This window comes from Candidatus Pantoea bituminis, from assembly GCF_018842675.1.
In the GTDB taxonomy this organism is placed as follows: domain Bacteria; phylum Pseudomonadota; class Gammaproteobacteria; order Enterobacterales; family Enterobacteriaceae; genus Pantoea; species Pantoea phytostimulans.
Genome location: NZ_JAGTWO010000004.1, coordinates 2,231,839 through 2,250,835, shown reverse-complemented (window position 1 = coordinate 2,250,835; position 18,997 = coordinate 2,231,839). Strand labels below are relative to the sequence as shown.

Below are 18,997 nucleotides of genomic sequence, written 5' to 3'. Positions count from 1 at the left end.
CGAAAAAGGGATGAGGCGATTTTTCACCTGCCTTGCCATTGAGTTTTACTCATTGGCGACCGCCTTTAAATCGACTTGCGGTAAGCTGCCGCCGCTGAATTCGACCTGACGAATTGGGAAAGCGAAACGAACGTTGCGCTCTTCTAACGCGGCCATTAGCTGCAAGTTAATTTCCTGCTGAATATCCATATATTTGTTGTAGTCGGCATCAAGGACAAAATAGACCACTTCAAAGGTCAGTTTGGAGTCATCAAAAGCCAGAAAATGCGCACGATCGAAACGTGTCATCTCAATGCCCTGAATAATGTCTTTGACCAACGTGCTGATTTCACGCACCTGCTTTGATGACGTGGCGTAGCTGATACCAAATTTGAACACGATGCGGCGCTGCTGCATGCGTTTGTAGTTATGGATTGTCTGCTGCAACAGAATGGTATTCGAACAGACAATTTGCTCACCGCTCAGGCTGCGCAAGCGCGTCGTCTTCAAGCCGATATGTTCAATCGAACCGGCAATGTCGCCAAACACCACAAAGTCGCCATGTTCGAACGGACGATCTAAACCAATCGCCAGAGAAGCAAACACATCACTCAGCACCGTCTGAATCGCCAGTGCAATGGCAATACCGCCAACGCCTAAACTGGCGACCAGCGCAGTAATGTTAATGCCCATATTCGACAGAATGGCGAGCACCATCATCACCCACACCAGGATGCGTAACAGAATACCCAGGATCACGGTGGTGACTGGATTACGCACATGCAACGGATCGCGCAGCAGGCTCTGAAGCCACAGCCGAATACCGCAATCGATCCACAACGCAAGTTGCACAATAAAGGCCAGAAACCAGCCATGCGAAATGGTGTTGCTCCAGGTTGATGGCAGATCAACGAATTTCAGCGCAATCAACAGGGAAAAAATCAGCAACAGCGTCTGACTGGTGCTGCGTAATATCTCCACCACAATAGCAGTTGCACGAACGTGGCGGTGCTCGCTGTAGCGTGCGATACGGTTGGATATGAATCTAATCAGTGAACGGAGGATCCAGTAGATAACTAGCGTGGCGACCACCACGATAGCGCTGTTAATCCAGAAGGTTTGGTTAAAAAATATCGATTGAAAATGACGTGATGAAAGCCAGTTTTCCATTGGGGAGAATCTCCTTGCTGGGATCCGGTTTGAGGGAATAAGCAAGAAGAAGCATAGCCTGGATGCGCCAAATGTGTACGGCACATCCAGAAAGGAACTTATTGAAAACGATTAGCTTTGTCGCGTGCCAGGCGTTCTAAGGCAAAAATAACCTGCTGCAACTGCCGTTCCTGAAGCGGTTCGATAGTGGTAAAACGGAAACTCAGTCGCGGCGTGATGCGCGTTTCGTTTTTGCTGGAGACCAGGCTGCGCTCGCCAATATGCATCAGCTTTGCCCCCACTTCGAAATGACCATATTCGCCCAGCTCGACCCGGAACGACTTGAATGCATCGCCAGGTTTTAACGCTTCAGGCAGCGCTTCATCAACCAGCACGCCAATACCGCCTAGCGAGAGATCCTGCAAACGAAAACGGGCTTTCTGCCCATTTGGCCATTGCGTATGACACCAAAATTGCGGTTCAAGTGGTGCATCAATGCGGAAAAATTCCCGGCGTTGAATCTGCCACAGCAACGCAGGCAGCCCAGCGCTAAATGCAGGCAAGCCTTCATGTTCAGTCATCTCCAGCGCGGCAAGACTGAACTCTACTTTGGCACCCTTGGTTTCAGCCGAAATACTCACTTCGCGACAGTTCAGCGCGTAATCGTTGTCCAGGTTATTACTGCCTAAATCGAACACGATACGATCTTCATCTGCGGCTAACATGCGGCTGATAAATTGCCCACGGGAAAAGGTCACCATGAGCGGTGTTTGATAGCGCAGCAGCTCCTTCATTACTCCCAGGACAGCTAGCGTTCCTCTTTTGAGGTATTGTTCGTTATCGGATTCTTTCACTCACTGGCTCCAAATGATTGCTTCGTCATCATTTCTGTTTCCTTTGCCACTTGTCCGTTATCGACCTGCACAAAAAAGCTTTAGCTTGCTAACTAAATTTTTTAACTGTGACACAACAGGCAAAATTGAAAAGTGTGTCTATACTTATTGCGGTAAACCGCTTGATTAATCAGGCGAACACAATGTAATCAGAAAAAACGCAAGGAGTAGTTAATGGGCATTCTTTCATGGATCATCTTTGGTTTAATCGCCGGTATTCTCGCTAAATGGATTATGCCGGGCAAAGACGGCGGCGGCTTTATTCTTACCATTGTGCTCGGTATCATCGGTGCAGTTGTTGGTGGCTGGATCAGCACCCTGTTTGGTTTCGGTCGTGTGGACGGATTCAACTTCGGCAGTTTCGTGGTTGCGGTAATTGGTGCCATTGTGGTGCTGTTTATCTACCGTAAAGTGCGCAGCTGACGTTCAGCGTCAAAGACGATCTAAACAAAAAAGGGGACGAAGTGATTCGTCCCCTTTTTCATGTTTTGCGTTTAGCGCCTTACGCTTAAAACCGTATGTTTGTCATCTCAGTGGTGATTAAAAATCCACTCCCACCGTCGCCATCACCGTACGTTCTGCGCCCCAGTAACAATAACCGGTGCCGTAACAGGCCGCGACATAATTGCGATCGGTTAGGTTATTAGCATTAACCTGCACCCATGTGCCTTTCAAGCTGCTGTTCCAGGCCCCTAAATCTGCGCGTACCGAAGCATCAAACAGCGTAACGGAAGGCAAACGCGTGGTGTTTTCGTTATCAGCCCACTGCTTGCCGATATAACGCACACCCGCGCCCGCGCTGAGACCGTAATCGAACTGATAATGTCCCCAAAATGAGGCCATGCTGTTTGGCGTCACGTAAGGTGTGTGCCCATCGTTGCCATCCACTGAATCTTTGAAGCGCAAATGATTAAGCGTGTAGCCCGCGATCGTACTGAATCGTGGGGTGATCTGATTACGCGCCTCTAGCTCAATACCTTGCGAATGCACTTTGCCAGAAGGGGTGTAAGTTGCCGTGATCACATCGCGGTTAGAGACATTTTTTTGCATCAAATCATAGATCGCTAAGGTGTAGAGATCGCGCGTGCCGTTCGGCTGGTACTTCAGACCCGCTTCATATTGCTCTGCGGTGGTGGGTTTTAGCAGATTATTGTTGATATCCGTCAGCGCGGTTGGCGTAATCGCCTGACTCCAGCTCACGTACGGCGATAAGCCGTTATCAAAGGCATAAAGCAGGGCTGCGCGCCCGCTGATGTGATCGTCCTGACGACGATCGCTGCCGCTGTTATTAGCGACGATGCGGTCATAGCGGCCTGAAAGATCGAGATGCCAGCGATCCAGCTTCATCTCATCTTGCAGATAGAGACCGGTTTGATAATAGCGACGCGTCGCTTCTGTCCAGCCGTAGCCCGGCATCGCACCCACCTGTTCACCGGTTACGGCATTCAGCGGGTTAGCATCACCAGACGCTTTACTGATCTCATTCTTGTAACGGTGAAAATCGACACCCACATTAACGCGATGCTCCAGCGCGCCCGTTGCGAACTCCGCCTGCAAGCGGTTATCGGTAGCCCACGCAGAAAGCGATGAACGTTCACCTGAATAATAGCGGTTCAGTAAATCGCTGTTCGCTGTGTTCCACCCAATCTGATACACCTGATCGAGATCGACATTCGAGTGGCTATAGCTGCCGGTTGAAGAGAAAGACCAGATTTCATTAAAGCGATGCGAGAAGTCGAAGCTGTAGATTTGCTCATGGCGCTTGAACTGGTCGAGATCGCTGTTGCCTTCGTAAAAACCGTTGCTGAGTTTATATCCGTTGTGTTCGGTAATGCTGCCTTCACCCGGCACTGATCCGTGATAACCACCAGAAGGATCTTTTTGCAGATAGGCTTTCAGGATCAGATGCGTATCTTCATCCGGCTGCCACATCAGCTGCGGCATCAGGGCATATTTTTCTTCGCGGGTGTGATCGTATTGCGTATCGCTGTTGCGCATAATGCCAGTCAGGCGAAATGCCCATTGATCGTTGATTGCATTGGTGTAATCGAAAGCCGCGCTGGTGGTCGCGTTGGATCCTGCTGAAAGCTGAAAATGTCCCTCTTCGCGGTATTGTGGACGCTTGGTAATCATATTCACCAGGCCGCCCGGCACGGTTTGACCATAGAGCGCCGAAGAGGGGCCTTTGATCACGTCAACGCGTTCGAGAAACCAGTTATCCACCTGCATGACATTGAAACTGCCGCCGTCGCTCATAACACGCAGGCCGTCGATAAAGGTGTTATCGACATCGCCGCCGTGGAAACCGCGCAGCGAAATGGTGTCGTAACGCGTCGCCGCACCGGCAAAATTGGTGAAGACGCCTGGCGTATAATTCAGTGCCTGATTGAGATCCTGTGCGCCCTGATCCTGAATCTGCTGGCGAGTAATCACCGATACGGATTGGGGTGTGGTGATCAATGGTCGATCGCTTTTAGTCGCGCCCTGGCTGGTAGTCGCCAAATACCCCTGCGTTGGCGATTCGGCGCTTTCTTGTGGTTGTGCTGTGACAATCAACGTTTCAGCCGCGAAGGAAAATGTCGGAGCAGTAAGCGCCAGCGCACAGTAAACCGCGCTGCGTTTCACAGGAGAAGGCAGTGTCATTAGCGATCCTTTCAGGTCAGATTAAGGCAAGGAAACAGTATGGTAAAGATTCTCATTGTTATATTGAGAATCATTACCATTTGTTAAATTGAGTGCAATTCTGCCTGCCGACGAAAGGAAGTCAAGGTAAACAAGCTGATACTGTCGGTTTGATCCGACAGTATCAGATTAGGATCACTGCGTTGAAGTGGAGCTCTGAGGAATGTCGTGGGCGCTGTTACAGGTTTTGTCTTTTGGACAATACTTGTCGAGCAGCATCAGCGTGACGCCGTTGGTCCAGCCAAAACCATCCTGTAGCGGATATTCACCGCCACCGCCGCCACCCAGGTTTTTACCCTCAACCACATACTTTTCAACCAGTTTATGTTCTTTATCGTAGGTGGTTTGCACGTTTTGCAGGAAGCGCAGGCCAACCTGTTTGGCCAGTTGCGGTTTTTTGTAGTGTTCCAAACCCTCTACCGCGACCCATTGCAGCGGTGCCCAGCCATTAGGTGCATCCCATTGCTGGCCATTATTCACCGTGGTGGTCACTAATCCGCCCGGTTTCAGAAGCTGTTTCTCAACCGCGCTGGCGGTGCTGTCGGCCTGCTTATCGCTGGCGACGTGCAGGTAGAGCGGGAACAGAGCAGCGGCGGTGAGCTGCGGATGAACCTGCTTTTTCTTCCAGTCGTAATCTGCGTACCAGCTTTGCTTGCTGTCCCATAAATAGCGGTTGATCGCGGCCTGACGCTTCTCAGCGCGGTCAGCGTACTGCTTCGCCACATTGCCCTGTTTATTCAGCAGGTAGCTTTTCGAGAGAACTTTTTCCAGATGGAAAATCAGGCTGTTCAAATCGACCGGTGCTATCTGCGTGGTGCGGATGGTGGCCAGGTTATGTGCATCGGTAAACCAGCGTGAACTGAAGTCCCAGCCAGACGCCGCGCCTGAGCGCAACTCACGGTACATTTCCGCTTTATCGCGCTGCGGGGCCTTTTTCGCGGTGTTCACGTCATCCATCCAGGATTCGGTACGCGGCACATCACGGGCATCCCAATACCGATTAAGCAGGGTGCCATCGGCGAGTTTAATCACGCGCTTGCTGGCATCGCCGGCTGCCACGATGTCGCTGTCTGCCATCCAGTAGTCATACTCTTTCTGCAACTGCGGCAGATAACGCGTATAGGCTTTGTCACCTTCGTGAGTAGCCAAGAGATCAACCATCAAACTAAAGAAGGGCGGCTGTGAACGGCTGAGATAATAGCTGCGGTTGCCGTTGGGAATATGGCCGTAGCGATCCAGCAGTGAGGCGAAGTTATCCACCATATCCTGCACGCGATCCCAATGACCACTTTCTGCCAAACCTAACATAGTGAAATAGCTGTCCCAGTAATAGACCTCACGGAAGCGGCCGCCGGGAACAACATAAGGTTTCGGCAGTTGCAGCAGCGAGTCATATTGCCCGGCGCTTTTGGCGGTGCGAGTCAGTACTGGCCACAAACCATCAATATGTGCACGCAGGCTTTGACCGGCTGGCGGCACATATTTGTCGCCATTAGTGGGCAGCGTAAAATTCGCTGACACAAAGCGTTTTAGGTCAAAGCTGCGTTGATTCTTTTGCATCTGCCAGTCGGCAAGAATCGAGGCGGGATCATATTTAGGTAGCGCATCAGCAAAGGTCTTTTGATCAGGATAAAATTTTGCTTGTTGCACGGCGTTAAATAATGGCCCTAAACGCACATCGGGCGGCTGCGGCTGATTGCTCAGCATGCGTGAATTATCATCTGCGTGAACAGTAAATGCGGGCACGCTCAGCAACAGCGTAAGCAGTAATGGTGCGTAGCCCTGACGCCCTTCAGTGGCGTTTACCTCAGTTTTTATCATCGGTTGTTCTCCTTGTCCGAAAAGCGGGTCGCGCGTAACGCATTGACCACTCGAACAACTTTAGACGCTATCTCAGTGTTTCACCCTGAAGCGAGCCGGAAATGTGAAGGCGCGGGAATAAATCGCTAAAAGCAGGGAATCAAAATCCTGGATTTTGTATGGATTTTTCCTTGTCTTCGTTGCCTTTTTCCCCGACGCTGAAAAGAAAAAAGGAGAGCAGTATGGAGATTATCTGGTTTCACCCCTCGCAAGACGCCACGCTCTGGATCAAGGGCTTAGAACAACGACTGCCGCAAGCACGCGTGCGTCGTTGGCAGCCGGGCGATAGCGCACCCGCCGATTACGCGCTGGTGCGTTCACCGCCAATAGAGATGTTGAGTGGAAGAGAAAATCTACGCGGCGTGTTTGCATTGGGCGCTGGCGTGGATGAGATCCTCGCGCAGCTTAAACGCCATCCCGACATGCTCTCCGATGCGGTGCCGCTGTTTCGTCTTGAAGACACCGGCATGGCGCGTCAGATGCAAGAGTACGCGACGCATCGCGTATTGGATTGGTTTCGCCGCTTTGATGATTACCGATTGCAACAGCAGCAGCCGTGCTGGCAGCCGTTGACGGGCTACAAACGTGAAACGTTTACCGTTGGTATTCTTGGTGCGGGGGTTTTAGGCCAACGCGTTGCTGAAAGCCTGAAATATTGGGGCTTCCCGCTGCGCGTCTGGAGCCGTTCGCCTAAGCAGCTGGAAGGCATCACCAGCTTTGCCGGACGCGAATCGCTGAATGATTTTTTGCACGGCACGCAGGTGTTAATCAATCTACTGCCTAGCACCGCCGAAACGCGTAACCTGATTAATCGGGACTTCTTGCAACAGCTGCCGCAAGGGGCTTTCTTCCTGAATTTGGCGCGAGGCGCGCAAGTCGTTGAGGACGATCTGCTGGCTGCCTTGAACAGTGGTCAACTCAAAGCTGCCGCCCTGGATGTGTTTCAGGTTGAGCCGTTGCCAGAAGGTCATCCGCTGTGGTCACATCCGCGTGTCACCATCACGCCACATAATGCGGCTGTCACGTTACCGGAAGAGGCGATGGATTATATCGCTCACGCCATCACGCAGCGCGAAGCGGGTGAAATGCCGCGAGGTTGCGTTGATCGCCAGCGCGGCTATTAATTATTAAAGCTCTGTTTTTTATCCCAGCCCATGACGGGCGATCAGCAGGAGAAAAAGATGTATCCGGTAGATCTGCATATGCACACCGTCGCCAGTACCCACGCGTACAGTACGCTGCACGATTACGTCGCGCAGGCGAAACAGAACGGCTTAAAGCTGTTTGCTATTACCGATCACGGTCCCGATATGGCAGATGCACCGCATTACTGGCATTTCGTCAACATGCGCATCTGGCCGCGCGTGATCGATGGCGTGGCGATTTTGCGCGGTATCGAAGCGAATATTAAAAACCAGCAGGGCGAGATTGATTGTTCTGGCCCGATGTTGGATGCGCTGGATTTAATCGTGGCCGGTTTCCACGAGCCGGTTTATGCCCCACGGGATAAAAAGCATCACACCGACGCGATGATTGCTGCCATGGCGGGCGGGCTGGTGCATATAATTAGCCATCCGGGTAATCCGAAGTTTCCGGTAGATATTCCGGCGATTGCTGAAGCGGCTGCACATTATGACGTTGCGCTAGAGATCAATAACTCCTCCTTTACCCATTCGCGCCCAGGCAGTGAACCAAACTGCCGCGCGATTGCTCAAGCGGTACGGGATGCAGGCGGACGTCTGGCATTTGGTTCAGATTCCCATACCGCCTTTACGCTGGGTCATTTTGAGCATTGTTTGCGGATTACACGTGAAGTGGATTTTCCTGAAGATCGCGTGTTAAATGTCACGCCGCGTCGACTGCTCGATTTCCTTGAGCAGCGTACCGGCAAACACATTGCTGAACTGGCTGATTTTTAACTTTATTGCTTCAAGGATTCTGACTCATGAATGAGTTTTCCATTCTGTGCCGCGTGATCGGCTCGCTGTTTAATCGCCAACCGCAAGATCCGCTGCTGGTGCCGCTGTTTACGCTGTTGCGTGAAGGCAAATTGCAGGCGCAATGGCCGCTGGAACAAGACGATCTGTTAAAGCGTTTGCAGCAGAGCAGCGATCCCCAGGCGTTAGCCGCAGACTACAACGCGCTGTTTGTCGGCAGCGACTGTAAAGTTCCGCCTTATGCATCGCAATGGCCAGAAGGGAAAACTGAGGCGGAAGTCCGCGCATTTTTGTCCTCACGCGGAATGCCGTTGAGCGATGCGCCTGCCGATCATTTTGGCGTGTTGATGCTGGCGGCTTCCTGGTTGGAAGATCAGTCTGCGGAAGATGAAAGTGCGGCCCAGTTAGCGCTGTTTGAACGCTATTTACTGCCTTGGTGCGGTGCGTTTCTGGGTAAAGTCGAAGCGCATGCGACCAGCGCGTTTTATCGCACGCTGGCTGCATTGAGTCGTGAAGCGATTCAGGCCATGTATAACGAACTGGCCGAAAGCGCTGAAGAAGACGAAGACGACGAATAAGTTACCAGCTCGCCGGATGCGTACCCGGCAAGCATCCTGGCGTCGCGCAGATCAGCGCGGTGCCAGGAAGGTAAGCCGCAGAACGCAAGCGCACGCCCAATCCCCATTGCGTTAACTCAAACATCGCCAGATTATCGCTGACTTCAGCATGAATACCGGATTGCTGGCTTCCTCGGGATAGCGATGCTGTTGCAGCATCAACGCTGTTCGCGCCAGCGATAAACGCGCCTGGCTGCCATTGCCTGATTCTTTACGCTGACGCAATCCTTCCAGCACCGCAGCCGCCATAAGATAGCCGGTGGCATGATCCAGCGCCTGCACGGGCAGCGGCGTGGGTTTATTGCTGTGTTGACTGCGCATGCCTTGTTCAGCAATGCCGCATCCCATCTGTACCAGGCTGTCAAAACCCCGACGATTACGCCATGGGCCTTGCCATCCCCATGCATTCAGGCTGACATCCACTAAACCGGGCGCCAGCTGCTGCCGCGTTTCGGCATCAAATCCAAGCTTTTCCAGCGCATCGGCGCGATAACCCTGCACCAAAACATCGGCTTCACGCAGCAGTTGAGTGAACGTCTCGCGATCCGCCTGAAGGTTTAAGTCCAGCACCGCACGACGTTTGCCACAGGTGATCTCTTCATCCAGCGTCGGCTCTTGCCAGCCGGGTGGATCAATACGCAGCACATTCGCGCCGAGGCTGGCAAGAAAGCGTGTTGCAACGGGTCCGGCAATAATGCGGGTTAAATCCAATACTTTGATGCCCAACAGCGGACGTGCAGTGGGCAGTCTCCAGGTGGGGACAGGGCCGGGCGCAGTGGTTTGCCAGGCGATCAGCGGTTCCTGATTCACCGCCTGGCCTTGAGGATGCTGCTGCCAGGCTTCTGCGCTGCGCATCTCAGCGGCACAACCGCCAGCAGCAATAATCGCCTGTTCCAGTTCAGTCGTCTGCCATCGCGCCACCTGCTGCGCTAATGCCTGGCGATCGGGATGCCGGCCCAGCACGCTTTCCATCGCCTGGCGATGATGGGCGGCGTTGGTGTGCAAACGTATCCAGCCATCCGCGCTGGCGTAATCGCCCGCAAAAGGATCCCATAACGCGGGCGCAGGGCGGTTAAGAGGCATGAAGCTGTGTTGAAACCAGCGCGAAGCCAGCCGCACGTTTATCTCAACGGGCTGCGATGAAGTTATCAGGTTTGCGGCAGCTTGGGTCGCCAGGCCAAGGCTGCTGGCCGCCAGTTCGCTGACGGCATAAGCGGAGGGAAATGTGCGGGTATCAACAAAGGTGGGCAACGGTTGCGGTGCAATATTGCCGCGCAATCCTTGCCACATCTGCTGCCAAAGTGACGCGGCGAGCTGATGGTCCATGTTTATGCTCCTGAGAATCACGTTCTCTCAAGCATAGCACGCTGCTTTAACGTCGACGAAGACGCGGGAAACGTGCGTGCATGCGCAGGTTACGCAGGTTAATCACGGCAATCGCTGTCCCCAAAATCACCAGCGAGGCGCCAATAATTTTAAAGCTGTTCAGACTGTCACCCAATACCACAATCCCCATCAAGACCGACAAGACTGGCGTCAGCAGCGAGTAGGGCATGATCAAATTGACGTTGTATTTTTTCAACAGCATGTACCACAGCGTGTAAGCAACAATCGACGAGGCGATAGCGCTGTAAAAAATGGCAAACCAGCCGCGCCAGCCTGCGTGACTCAACGCCGTCAGCTGATGAGATTCCATGACTAACGAAGCAACGCCAACAATCGGAACCGCCAAAAAGGCAATCCAGCCGGTCATGGTCAGTGGTTTAATCGAGGGTGATTTTTTGACGATCAGGTTGCTGACGGCCCAGCCGGTAGCGCTGCACAACAGCAGGCATAGTACCCACCACGTAGGAATGGTTGGGCTGCCGGATAGCACCACCACGCCGCTCAGTGAAACCAAAATGCCAAACAGCTGCACCATTTTTAGCTTCTCTTTCAGCACCACCATCGCCAGCAACATGGCAATCGGCGTGCCGAGCTGCACCACAATCGCGCCGGTTCCGGCATCGGTGTAGCGCATTCCGACGAACAGCAACGAGAAGTGCATAAAACCGAAGGTGAAGGCCAGCAGCAGCAGCCAGGGAATTGCTGCCGGTTTATACGGCAGAACGGCACCAAAATAATGGCGACCACCACGAAACGCATCCACGTCAGGAACAGCGGCGGTAACTCCAGCAAGCCCCATTTCACTGCTACGTTATTGAAGGCCCAGATACACACCACCATTAAGACCAGAAAAAAATGCCGCGCCGCCACAATACCATCCTTTAATTAGTTACCTTTGCACACTAATGATGGCACGATCTGGGGGCATTCTGTCAGGAGATGAAAGATATTTTCTGTTTTTACTTCGAATGGAAAATCATAAGACTTTTAAGGCGATTGCTGGCAGACTGATTTTCCGAAACGCCCACTTCGCAGAGGATTCGATTCGGTATGATAAAAACGCCTGCATTACCCCTTGCCTTAATTCAGCTAGAAGTTCCTCCCGCAAACGTCGTGGCACAAATTGGCGAACAGCCCGCCTGGTTTATTGACGCGTTAGATTTACAGCCCGATGAGTACGTTATTGTGCGCCCGCATTTGGGTGAAGCGCTGCCTGAATTTAGCCAAATTTCCGCTGCTATTCTCAGTGGTTCCTGGGCGATGGTGACTGACCACGCCGAATGGAGCGAGCGCAGCGCGGCGTGGGTACGCGCCGCTATCGACGCTGAGTTGCCGTTGCTTGGCGTTTGCTATGGGCATCAGCTGATGTCCTACGCGCTAGGCGGTAAAGTGGCAGACAATCCGCAAGGCTGGGAACGCGGTTTATTGCCGCTGGTGTGCAGCGCGCAGGCGCAACAGGATCCGCTGCTGTCCGCACTACCTAAATCTTTCAGTGTCTGGCTTTCACATCGACAATCGGTGATTACACCGCCGCCGCAAGCGCAGGTGCTGGCGCATTCTGCCAAAGATGGCTGTCAAATCGTGCGCTATTCACCGCAGGCATTATCTGTGCAGTTTCACCCGGAATTTACTCAGCAGATCATGCGTGCATGTTTGCCTGAAGGTGTGGAAATGAGCGGGGCAGAAGCAGAAGACGCTGACTGGGCGCGGGAGTTGCTGAGCGCGTTCTGGTTACAGACGCGCCCGGCAATCAAGCAGGCTCAAGGCGCATAGTTACGCGTGCAGCGATAAACCCAGGCGGGTGGCACGTTTTTAAGCACCCGCTGGCGTTCCCAGGTGAAATAGCGCGACAGATCGGGTTGCGTCAGTGACGTATATTGAAACTGTACAAATACGCCGGTTGGGCTTAACGCATTAAATACTGCTCGCAGGATCGCATCACGCAAAGCAGGCGGCAGTGATAACAGCGGCAGGCCAGAGAAAATGGCATCGTATTTCCCGTTAAGGTATTCCGCTGAACAGGTACGAACCGTCATGCGAGGATCGTCCATTGCGATAAGTTTCTCTGCCAGCGAACCGCTGATCTCAAACACATCCAGCGTCGCTTCCGGCGACATCCGCGCCAGAAGTTGGCGGGTTAGAACCCCATCACCTGCACCCAACTCCGCAATATTCAGTTGATTATCCCACGCGACTGAATGGGTCATGGCTCGGCACAGTGTGTCTGATGAAGGCGTAATGCTGCCCATTTTGCGCGGATTACGAATGAACTGATGAACGAAGTCTGCTTTTTGCGCATTAAGGTAAAAGCCGAAGCCAGCATGCTGATCTCCTGTATGAATACTTCCCCATATTGACTGTTTCTCAGCGACAAGTTTCTTTTATGTGAGCGCAGCGGGGAAAAGTCGGAATTATCTGTAGCTTTACGTCGCGCAACTATTCCTTCGCCGCGGTCACAGTTTCCTCTCTCTAAATCTGACAGTCTGACGAAGATCAGCCATGTTAATAATAAGTTTAATTGTTGTTACATCCTGCACTCTACAAGGAGAAACACCATGCGTTACGCCGCTCCCGGAGAACAAGGTTCTCTCATTCAGCTACAAAAAAACTATGGCAATTTTATTAACGGTGAGTTTGTAGCGCCGGTTAATGGCAACTACTTCACCAATACCTCGCCAGTGAACGGATCAACCGTGGGGAGTTTCCGCGCTCTGATAGCGCTGATGTCGATAATGCCGTGGCCGCCGCCGCTGCCGCCGCTGATGCATGGGGTAAAACCTCGCCGCAGCAGCGCGCGCTGGTGCTGTTAAAAATTGCCGATCGGCTGGAAGAGAATCTTGAATATATCGCTGTAAACGAAACCTGGGATAACGGCAAACCCGTACGTGAAACCCTGGCTGCTGATATGCCGCTGGCTGTTGACCATTTCCGCTATTTTGCGGGCTGCGTGCGGGCGCAAGAGGGCAGTGCGGCGGAGATTGATGAGTTTACTGCGGCCTATCATTTCCATGAACCGCTGGGCGTGGTCGCGCAGATTATCCCGTGGAACTTCCCACTGTTGATGGCGGCGTGGAAACTCGCTCCGGCGCTGGGGGCAGGCAATTGCGTGGTGTTAAAACCCGCAGAACAGACGCCGCTTTCTATCACGCTTTTTGTTGATCTGATCAAAGATCTATTACCTCCGGGTGTCATAAACGTGGTGCATGGCTTTGGTAAAGAAGCGGGTGAAGCGCTGGCCTCGCATCCTGGGATTGCCAAAGTTGCCTTTACCGGCTCAACTGCCACGGGCGGCCATATTCTCGAACTGGCAGCGAAAAGCCTGATTCCTTCTACCGTTGAGTTAGGCGGAAAATCACCGAATATCTTTTTTGAAGACATTATGCAGGCGGAAGAGAGCTTTATTGAGAAGGCCGCAGAAGGCGTGGTGCTCGGCTTCCTGAATCAGGGCGAAGTCTGTACCTGTCCTTCCCGTGCGCTGGTGCAAGAATCAATTTATGAACCTTTCATGGCCGCCGTGTTAAAACGCATCAAAACCATCAAGCGTGGTGATCCGATGGATACCGAAACCATGATTGGTGCGCAAGCGTCACAGCAGCAGTTCGATAAAATCCTCTCTTATCTGGAGATTGCGCAGCAAGAGGGCGCAGAAGTGCTGGTGGGCGGAGGCGTGGAAAAACTGGAAGGATCGCTTTCCAGCGGCTATTACATTCAACCGACGCTGCTGAAAGGCAACAACAGCATGCGGGTGTTCCAGGAAGAGATTTTTGGGCCGGTGATCGGTATTACCACCTTTAAAGATGAGGCGGAAGCGGTCAGCATCGCCAATGATTCGATTTACGGATTGGGCGCCGGCGTCTGGACGCGTGACATCAACCGCGCCTATCGCGTGGGTAGGGCAATCAAAGCCGGACGCGTCTGGACCAACTGTTACCATCTTTATCCGGCACATGCGGCATTTGGCGGTTACAAAAAATCGGGCATTGGCCGTGAAACCCACAAAATGATGCTTGATCACTATCAGCAAACTAAAAATCTGCTGGTAAGTTACAGCATTCAGCCGCTGGGCTTCTTCTAATCCCTCGGGCGTGTTGCAGCCGTTGCAGCGCGCCCGTTTTTATCAACGACGGGTTGTCGCTGTGATGTAATACGTTGATAGGGAAGATGCGCCGCGCGGGTAGATCGGATGAATCACGGTTTGCTGTCATAAAATAGTCAACTGCGCGTGTCAGAGTGCTGCAAGTTCAGAAGTCAGAATGCGTTCAAGATCAATCAGGTTTTGTCGATAGTAAGTTACGACTCTTCGTACACTGCGCGTCTTTCAATATAAGGAGATAATTGTGGAACACGTTTATAGCTATTTGAGCCAACATGATGAAGTGCTTGATGCTGTTGAGGAGAGCATTATTACCGTGAATCTGCCGGGACGTCAGTCGGTGTATGTTATCTGCCAAGAAGATGCAGATTTGCTGTTAGCAGTGAAATCACAAGAAAATGAAAGTATGGAGCGTCAGGAATCGATTCATCAGCTGGATCAGCAATATCGCTTCTGGTAATAAAAATCCGCTAAGCCCGAAAAAGATCCCACTCATGGCGTTAACAAATCGGGCGCATATTTCCCAACAGATTCACCAGCAATTTATTTTGCTATGGGTCTACTTTATAAATAAAAAACCTCCATCTTTAATATTTATGTCAATTTATCAGGGTTGAAAATATTTTAAATGGCGGGGGGGATAACCAAAATCCAATTATCTAACGAGTAGGTGTGTGCGTTTGGCAGGTTTGAAGGATCCCATCCAAAAAGGAATGGGGTGTATTTAACGTTTTTTTATTTTAAATATATCGATAAGTTTAAATAAAATTGCTGCGAGTGTAATGGCTGAGCCTGCAATTATCCCAAAAGAAATAGCTCTTATCACCTGATGAAATGGATAGTAAAAATGCCCCTTGGAAATATAAATTAATGCTGCTCCGCCCACCCCCATAATCAGATTGGCCAGCACGCAAAAAATGCAAGAATAAATAAATAGCTTTATATTTAATCATTACTTCTCATTTCCTTTCTCATCTTTAGGAAGGCTGTTTAATCCATCCTTAACAAATCCATTGATAAACTCAAAATCACCTGCACCAATGATATCGTACGTTAAGCCCGGCACACTATTATCGTCGATGATTTTATCAACTCCAATAGGAGCAAATTTGCCGAATGCACCGCTTAATCCAGAGGCTACTCCAGCACCAGATAATGCTATAGGATTAGGCCCATCAGTAAATGCTGTTCCTCCCAGCGCAATCCCAACGTTTGTCCATAGACCACGTCCCGGAGCAAGACTGCCGGTTGCTCCTGCCGCCGCAGCACTCCAATAATCGAATGCCTTATTTTCATTGCCTTGGTTGCTCATTTCATAGAACTGGTAGCCCGTGTTTGCGCCACTGCCTATCGCCGCTCCGGCTACAAACTGACCAAGAGACGCCGCTGGCCCAAGATAAGTCGCACCTGCTACCAAAACACCATCCTTATAACCTTCGACAATAGCTTTGGTAATATTCGCACCTTCAGGCAAATCACCTTTGGCGATCTTATTTAGTCCGGCTTGTTTCTGTTCCGGTGTCAGATTGTTATTTTCCGCGTACTGATTCCACGATTAATTCGCCGCACCAATACTCGTCATGCCCGTTCCCAGACTGAACGCATTATTATCAACCGTTGTCTTAACGGCCTGTGCTCCCGCAACCGCATCCGCCGTATTACCTCCAGACAGACTACCCGCAAACCCAGCCGGCAGGAGAGCGAGCGCGCTCACCGTTTGCTTCTCTATTTGCCCTTACTAATGGGTCATCACGATTTATTTGATAAGTTAGTGCGCTACCTGATATTTCCCACCCAACAGTTCCGAAAAAATTACTCCTCATGCTGGCCACTCTGGCCCAGGTTGTTTATGTTAGTAGATATTAAATCGATATTTAATCCATAATCCAAGGACGATTGTACCGCTAACAAACGAACCAATTTTAATGCTCAAAAACAAAATATCAACAACATAAATATTGATATCACCTGTTTCAAAATAAAAAATAATGGGTTTGATGAATAGTGCAAAAAATGAACTTAAACTCATGATTATCATCAGAACCATAAAAACAGCGAGCCAACGGTAAAAGTTATTTTTCATTTTCATTCCCCAGTTGCAAGCTATTCGTGGCTTTAGAACCACCTTGTCCAGTTGCTTCTGTAATTATTGATGAAATAGCGTTACCGGATATTACGGGTATTGGTGATAAAGGTAATGGCTTACTTATCCCCATATCCATATCAACCCACTCGTAATTTTTCCATGCTGGGTTTACCCATTTATCTAATGAAATTGTGGCCGCCTTACCGATTCCATAACCTAACCCCGAAGCATCACCACTTATTACACCACCTTTTATCGTGTCATCTCCGAGCAGATAGCTTGATGTCACGCCACCTGTCGCATTCCAACCTACAGTTCCAAGGAAGCCTGTATTTGCAGTAAATGCACCTACATAACCGGCAATTAGAAGATCTGTTGGATTTATTGCTCCATTAACCAGGTATTGGATACCCGCATTTGCGGTTGCGCCAATACCCGCTGTCATCTGCATTCCACCAGGTAAATATAACAATCCACCTGATGCTAAAGCTGCTGCGTAAGCTTTGTTTTCTCGGCCCGCTGACCACAACAACTATATGAGGTAGTTACTATGGCTGCGCAACATCATAAGTGCGAACACGTCTCAACCAAAGCCCGGCGTTATACCGGGAGCTACATCCGGGATCAGCAGAAGTTTCAGCCGTCACCGTCCATCACCCTTAAGGGGCACTGGATGGCAGATTTTGGATTTGAGACCGGCCAGAAGATCAAGGTGATCCCGGAGGCCGGGCAGCTGATTATCCGGCTGGCGGATGAACGGTAACTGACTGGTATGCATAGTAAAAACCCAGTTGATTGGCTGGGGTTTCTGTTTTACTTAAGTTTGAGCTATGGTAATTTCATCTGTAGTTATTAGAACTGCCTGAATACTCGCATCAAGGTTATGTTCATCCAACCATGAAAGACCGTCTCTTTTTAGATGAAATTTAATTGTTGGGAACAATGTCTCATCATCCAGAGATATAATAACGTTTAATTTATCCACATATATTTCATTCCACTTTTTAATTATGGAATTACTAAAAATAATTGAATATTCAAAATGCCTTTCATTTACATAATCATCCATATGAAAAGAGTTTACAAAGCATTCAAATGAAATTTCGTCTTCAAAATTGTCAGGAGAGTTTGATTGGCAATATGAAAATAATTTTTTGGACAAAAAACATCCACAAATCTCAATAAAACCTTCAGATACAATACTTTCCAGCTCATAAGTCAGGCAATTTTTTCCTATTTCCGTCCAATTAATTTTGACAAGCTGGTTACGCATTAATCTATTGGTTAGCATATCATTTTTCTCCAAGATATTTTTTCATGCCTTTATCGATCGCATTTTTAAAAGCAGGATCATTCATCTTATCATTTACACCCTTAGGTGCTCTGGGGAATTTTTGTGTTATCGGATCATAATAATATTTGTTATTACTACTATCTTGATAATGTATTTGACCAGCTCTTTTTCCTGGCGCAGGATTCTCAACATCTATCCTCTCTTTTCCTTTCCCCATCCATAAGGTTTTGCTTGGAACCGTTGGGCCATTTATACCAAGCATTGCTCCATGTTTATTTAAGGTGTAATTAGGCTTCCCGGCCTTACTCACTCCACCCAGCGCACTTAACGCCACGCCTGCAATAATATCTGCCTGAGCCTGATCAAGGCCATATTTCGCCATAATCTGCTCTGATACTTTATTGCTGGCAACGATCCCGTCAGCGTCCATCTGATGCGCCCAGGTCGCTGTCAGATCGTAGACCATCCTGATCGGGATATCTTCGCCCATCGCCCGATCCAGCGCTTGTTTCACCGCCATGCTGCCGGTCAGTACATCACCGTATTTCTGCTGACAGGTTACCGGACTGGTTACGCAGTCGCTGATAAGCTGCTTCTGCTGGGCGGTGCTCAGTTCTTCATACTTGGTGACAATGCCGCCGCAGTCGCCAGCCTGACACTGCTTCATTTCAGCGGACCAGGCATCTATCTGCTTACTGCTCAGATAGTTATTCTCCACCGTCGTCTTACCGGCCTGAGCCCCTGCAACCGCATCCGCCGTACTACCGCCAGCCAGACCGCCCGCGAGGCCAGCTGCCAGTGTTGCCAGCGCGCTTACCGTCTGCTTCTCGGTTTCGCTCAGTTCGCTGACCGGTTTGCCGTAAGCATTTACGGCTATCATGCCGACCATCTCCGCCGTCGCGGCACCGCCCGCATCAACGAGAGCATTATTCCCCTGCGCCGCTGCCAGTGCGGCATTTACCGCTGCGTGGGCCGCTAACCCTTGTGCCGTCTGGCCTTAAGCTGCTTTTCCACTATCCGA

General features: G+C 50.7%; 16 protein-coding genes and 5 pseudogenes. 8 read left to right on the top strand and 13 right to left on the bottom strand.

The window, feature by feature from the left end:
• Nucleotides 1–45: 45 nt before the first annotated feature.
• Together KQP84_RS14315 and KQP84_RS14310 are read right to left on the bottom strand one after the other, a co-directional pair.
• Entirely contained in the window at nucleotides 46–1,149 is a 1,104-nt protein-coding gene (locus KQP84_RS14315) for a mechanosensitive ion channel family protein (RefSeq protein WP_215847020.1), read from the bottom strand.
• Between the two features lie 98 nt (nucleotides 1,150–1,247).
• Entirely contained in the window at nucleotides 1,248–1,982 is a 735-nt protein-coding gene (locus KQP84_RS14310) for a flagellar brake protein (RefSeq protein ID WP_215847019.1), read from the bottom strand.
• Nucleotides 1,983–2,195: 213 nt separating this feature from the next.
• On the opposite strand from KQP84_RS14310, the gene KQP84_RS14305 reads away from it, so the two are divergent.
• Nucleotides 2,196–2,444, top strand: a complete 249-nt coding sequence (locus KQP84_RS14305) for a GlsB/YeaQ/YmgE family stress response membrane protein (RefSeq protein WP_215847018.1) — start codon at nucleotides 2,196–2,198, stop codon at nucleotides 2,442–2,444.
• Between the two features lie 117 nt (nucleotides 2,445–2,561).
• Here the strand turns inward: KQP84_RS14305 and KQP84_RS14300 are convergent, their stop codons facing one another.
• Nucleotides 2,562–4,664 (bottom strand): TonB-dependent siderophore receptor, encoded by a 2,103-nt coding sequence (locus KQP84_RS14300; protein ID WP_215847017.1) that lies wholly within the window; start codon nucleotides 4,662–4,664, stop codon nucleotides 2,562–2,564.
• A gap of 174 nt (nucleotides 4,665–4,838) precedes the next feature.
• Nucleotides 4,839–6,524 carry an alpha,alpha-trehalase TreA gene (gene treA / locus KQP84_RS14295; protein ID WP_215847016.1) on the bottom strand — a complete coding sequence of 562 codons (1,686 nt, stop codon included), beginning with the start codon at nucleotides 6,522–6,524 and terminating at the stop codon, nucleotides 4,839–4,841.
• Between the two features lie 221 nt (nucleotides 6,525–6,745).
• On the opposite strand from treA, the gene ghrA reads away from it, so the two are divergent.
• The 3 genes from ghrA to KQP84_RS14280 are packed head-to-tail and all read left to right on the top strand — an operon-like array spanning nucleotide 6,746 to nucleotide 9,078.
• Nucleotides 6,746–7,687, top strand: a complete 942-nt coding sequence (gene ghrA, locus KQP84_RS14290) for a glyoxylate/hydroxypyruvate reductase GhrA (RefSeq protein WP_215847015.1) — start codon at nucleotides 6,746–6,748, stop codon at nucleotides 7,685–7,687.
• Nucleotides 7,688–7,744: 57 nt separating this feature from the next.
• On the top strand, nucleotides 7,745–8,482 hold the full coding sequence (locus KQP84_RS14285) for a phosphatase (protein ID WP_215847014.1): 738 nt from the start codon (nucleotides 7,745–7,747) through the stop codon (nucleotides 8,480–8,482).
• Nucleotides 8,483–8,508: 26 nt separating this feature from the next.
• Nucleotides 8,509–9,078, top strand: a complete 570-nt coding sequence (locus KQP84_RS14280; protein ID WP_215847013.1) for a TorD/DmsD family molecular chaperone — start codon at nucleotides 8,509–8,511, stop codon at nucleotides 9,076–9,078.
• A 1-nt stretch (nucleotide 9,079) separates the two neighbouring features.
• Here the strand turns inward: KQP84_RS14280 and KQP84_RS14275 are convergent.
• Nucleotides 9,080–10,443 (bottom strand): annotated as a pseudogene (locus KQP84_RS14275) (CoA transferase).
• Nucleotides 10,444–10,489: 46 nt separating this feature from the next.
• Nucleotides 10,490–11,373, bottom strand: a pseudogene (locus tag KQP84_RS26400) (DMT family transporter).
• A 180-nt stretch (nucleotides 11,374–11,553) separates the two neighbouring features.
• On the opposite strand from KQP84_RS26400, the gene KQP84_RS14265 reads away from it, so the two are divergent.
• On the top strand, nucleotides 11,554–12,276 hold the full coding sequence (locus tag KQP84_RS14265; RefSeq protein WP_215847012.1) for a glutamine amidotransferase: 723 nt from the start codon (nucleotides 11,554–11,556) through the stop codon (nucleotides 12,274–12,276).
• Here KQP84_RS14265 and KQP84_RS14260 read toward each other — a convergent pair.
• A pseudogene (locus KQP84_RS14260) lies at nucleotides 12,264–12,826 on the bottom strand (class I SAM-dependent methyltransferase). The gene KQP84_RS14265 and the pseudogene KQP84_RS14260 sit on opposite strands and share 13 nt — an antisense overlap.
• A gap of 232 nt (nucleotides 12,827–13,058) precedes the next feature.
• On the opposite strand from KQP84_RS14260, the pseudogene exaC reads away from it, so the two are divergent.
• A pseudogene (gene exaC, locus KQP84_RS14255) lies at nucleotides 13,059–14,578 on the top strand (acetaldehyde dehydrogenase ExaC).
• 262 nt (nucleotides 14,579–14,840) lie between these two features.
• Nucleotides 14,841–15,056, top strand: a complete 216-nt coding sequence (locus KQP84_RS14250) for a hypothetical protein (RefSeq protein ID WP_215847011.1) — start codon at nucleotides 14,841–14,843, stop codon at nucleotides 15,054–15,056.
• A gap of 264 nt (nucleotides 15,057–15,320) precedes the next feature.
• On the opposite strand, the gene KQP84_RS14245 is transcribed toward KQP84_RS14250, so the two are convergent.
• From KQP84_RS14245 to KQP84_RS14230, 4 genes are all read right to left on the bottom strand, one after another.
• Nucleotides 15,321–15,506 (bottom strand): hypothetical protein, encoded by a 186-nt coding sequence (locus tag KQP84_RS14245; RefSeq protein WP_252515508.1) that lies wholly within the window; start codon nucleotides 15,504–15,506, stop codon nucleotides 15,321–15,323.
• A gap of 42 nt (nucleotides 15,507–15,548) precedes the next feature.
• Nucleotides 15,549–16,070, bottom strand: coding sequence for an adhesin (locus KQP84_RS14240; protein ID WP_252515286.1), 522 nt, complete (start codon nucleotides 16,068–16,070; stop codon nucleotides 15,549–15,551).
• Nucleotides 16,071–16,151: 81 nt separating this feature from the next.
• Nucleotides 16,152–16,310 carry a VENN motif pre-toxin domain-containing protein gene (locus KQP84_RS14235; RefSeq protein ID WP_215847010.1) on the bottom strand — a complete coding sequence of 53 codons (159 nt, stop codon included), beginning with the start codon at nucleotides 16,308–16,310 and terminating at the stop codon, nucleotides 16,152–16,154.
• A gap of 358 nt (nucleotides 16,311–16,668) precedes the next feature.
• Complete coding sequence (locus KQP84_RS14230) at nucleotides 16,669–17,127, bottom strand: adhesin (RefSeq protein WP_215847009.1); 459 nt, start codon at nucleotides 17,125–17,127, stop codon at nucleotides 16,669–16,671.
• Between the two features lie 105 nt (nucleotides 17,128–17,232).
• On the opposite strand from KQP84_RS14230, the gene KQP84_RS14225 reads away from it, so the two are divergent.
• Entirely contained in the window at nucleotides 17,233–17,445 is a 213-nt protein-coding gene (locus KQP84_RS14225; protein ID WP_215847008.1) for a SymE family type I addiction module toxin, read from the top strand.
• Nucleotides 17,446–17,499: 54 nt separating this feature from the next.
• Here the strand turns inward: KQP84_RS14225 and KQP84_RS14220 are convergent, their stop codons facing one another.
• A complete protein-coding gene (locus KQP84_RS14220) occupies nucleotides 17,500–17,988 on the bottom strand; it encodes a PM0498 family protein (protein ID WP_215847007.1) in 489 nt (162 codons plus the stop codon).
• Nucleotides 17,975–18,955, bottom strand: a pseudogene (locus tag KQP84_RS25845) (VENN motif pre-toxin domain-containing protein); the annotation flags it as partial. The gene KQP84_RS14220 and the pseudogene KQP84_RS25845, both read right to left, overlap by 14 nt.
• Between the last annotated feature and the right edge of the window lie 42 nt (nucleotides 18,956–18,997).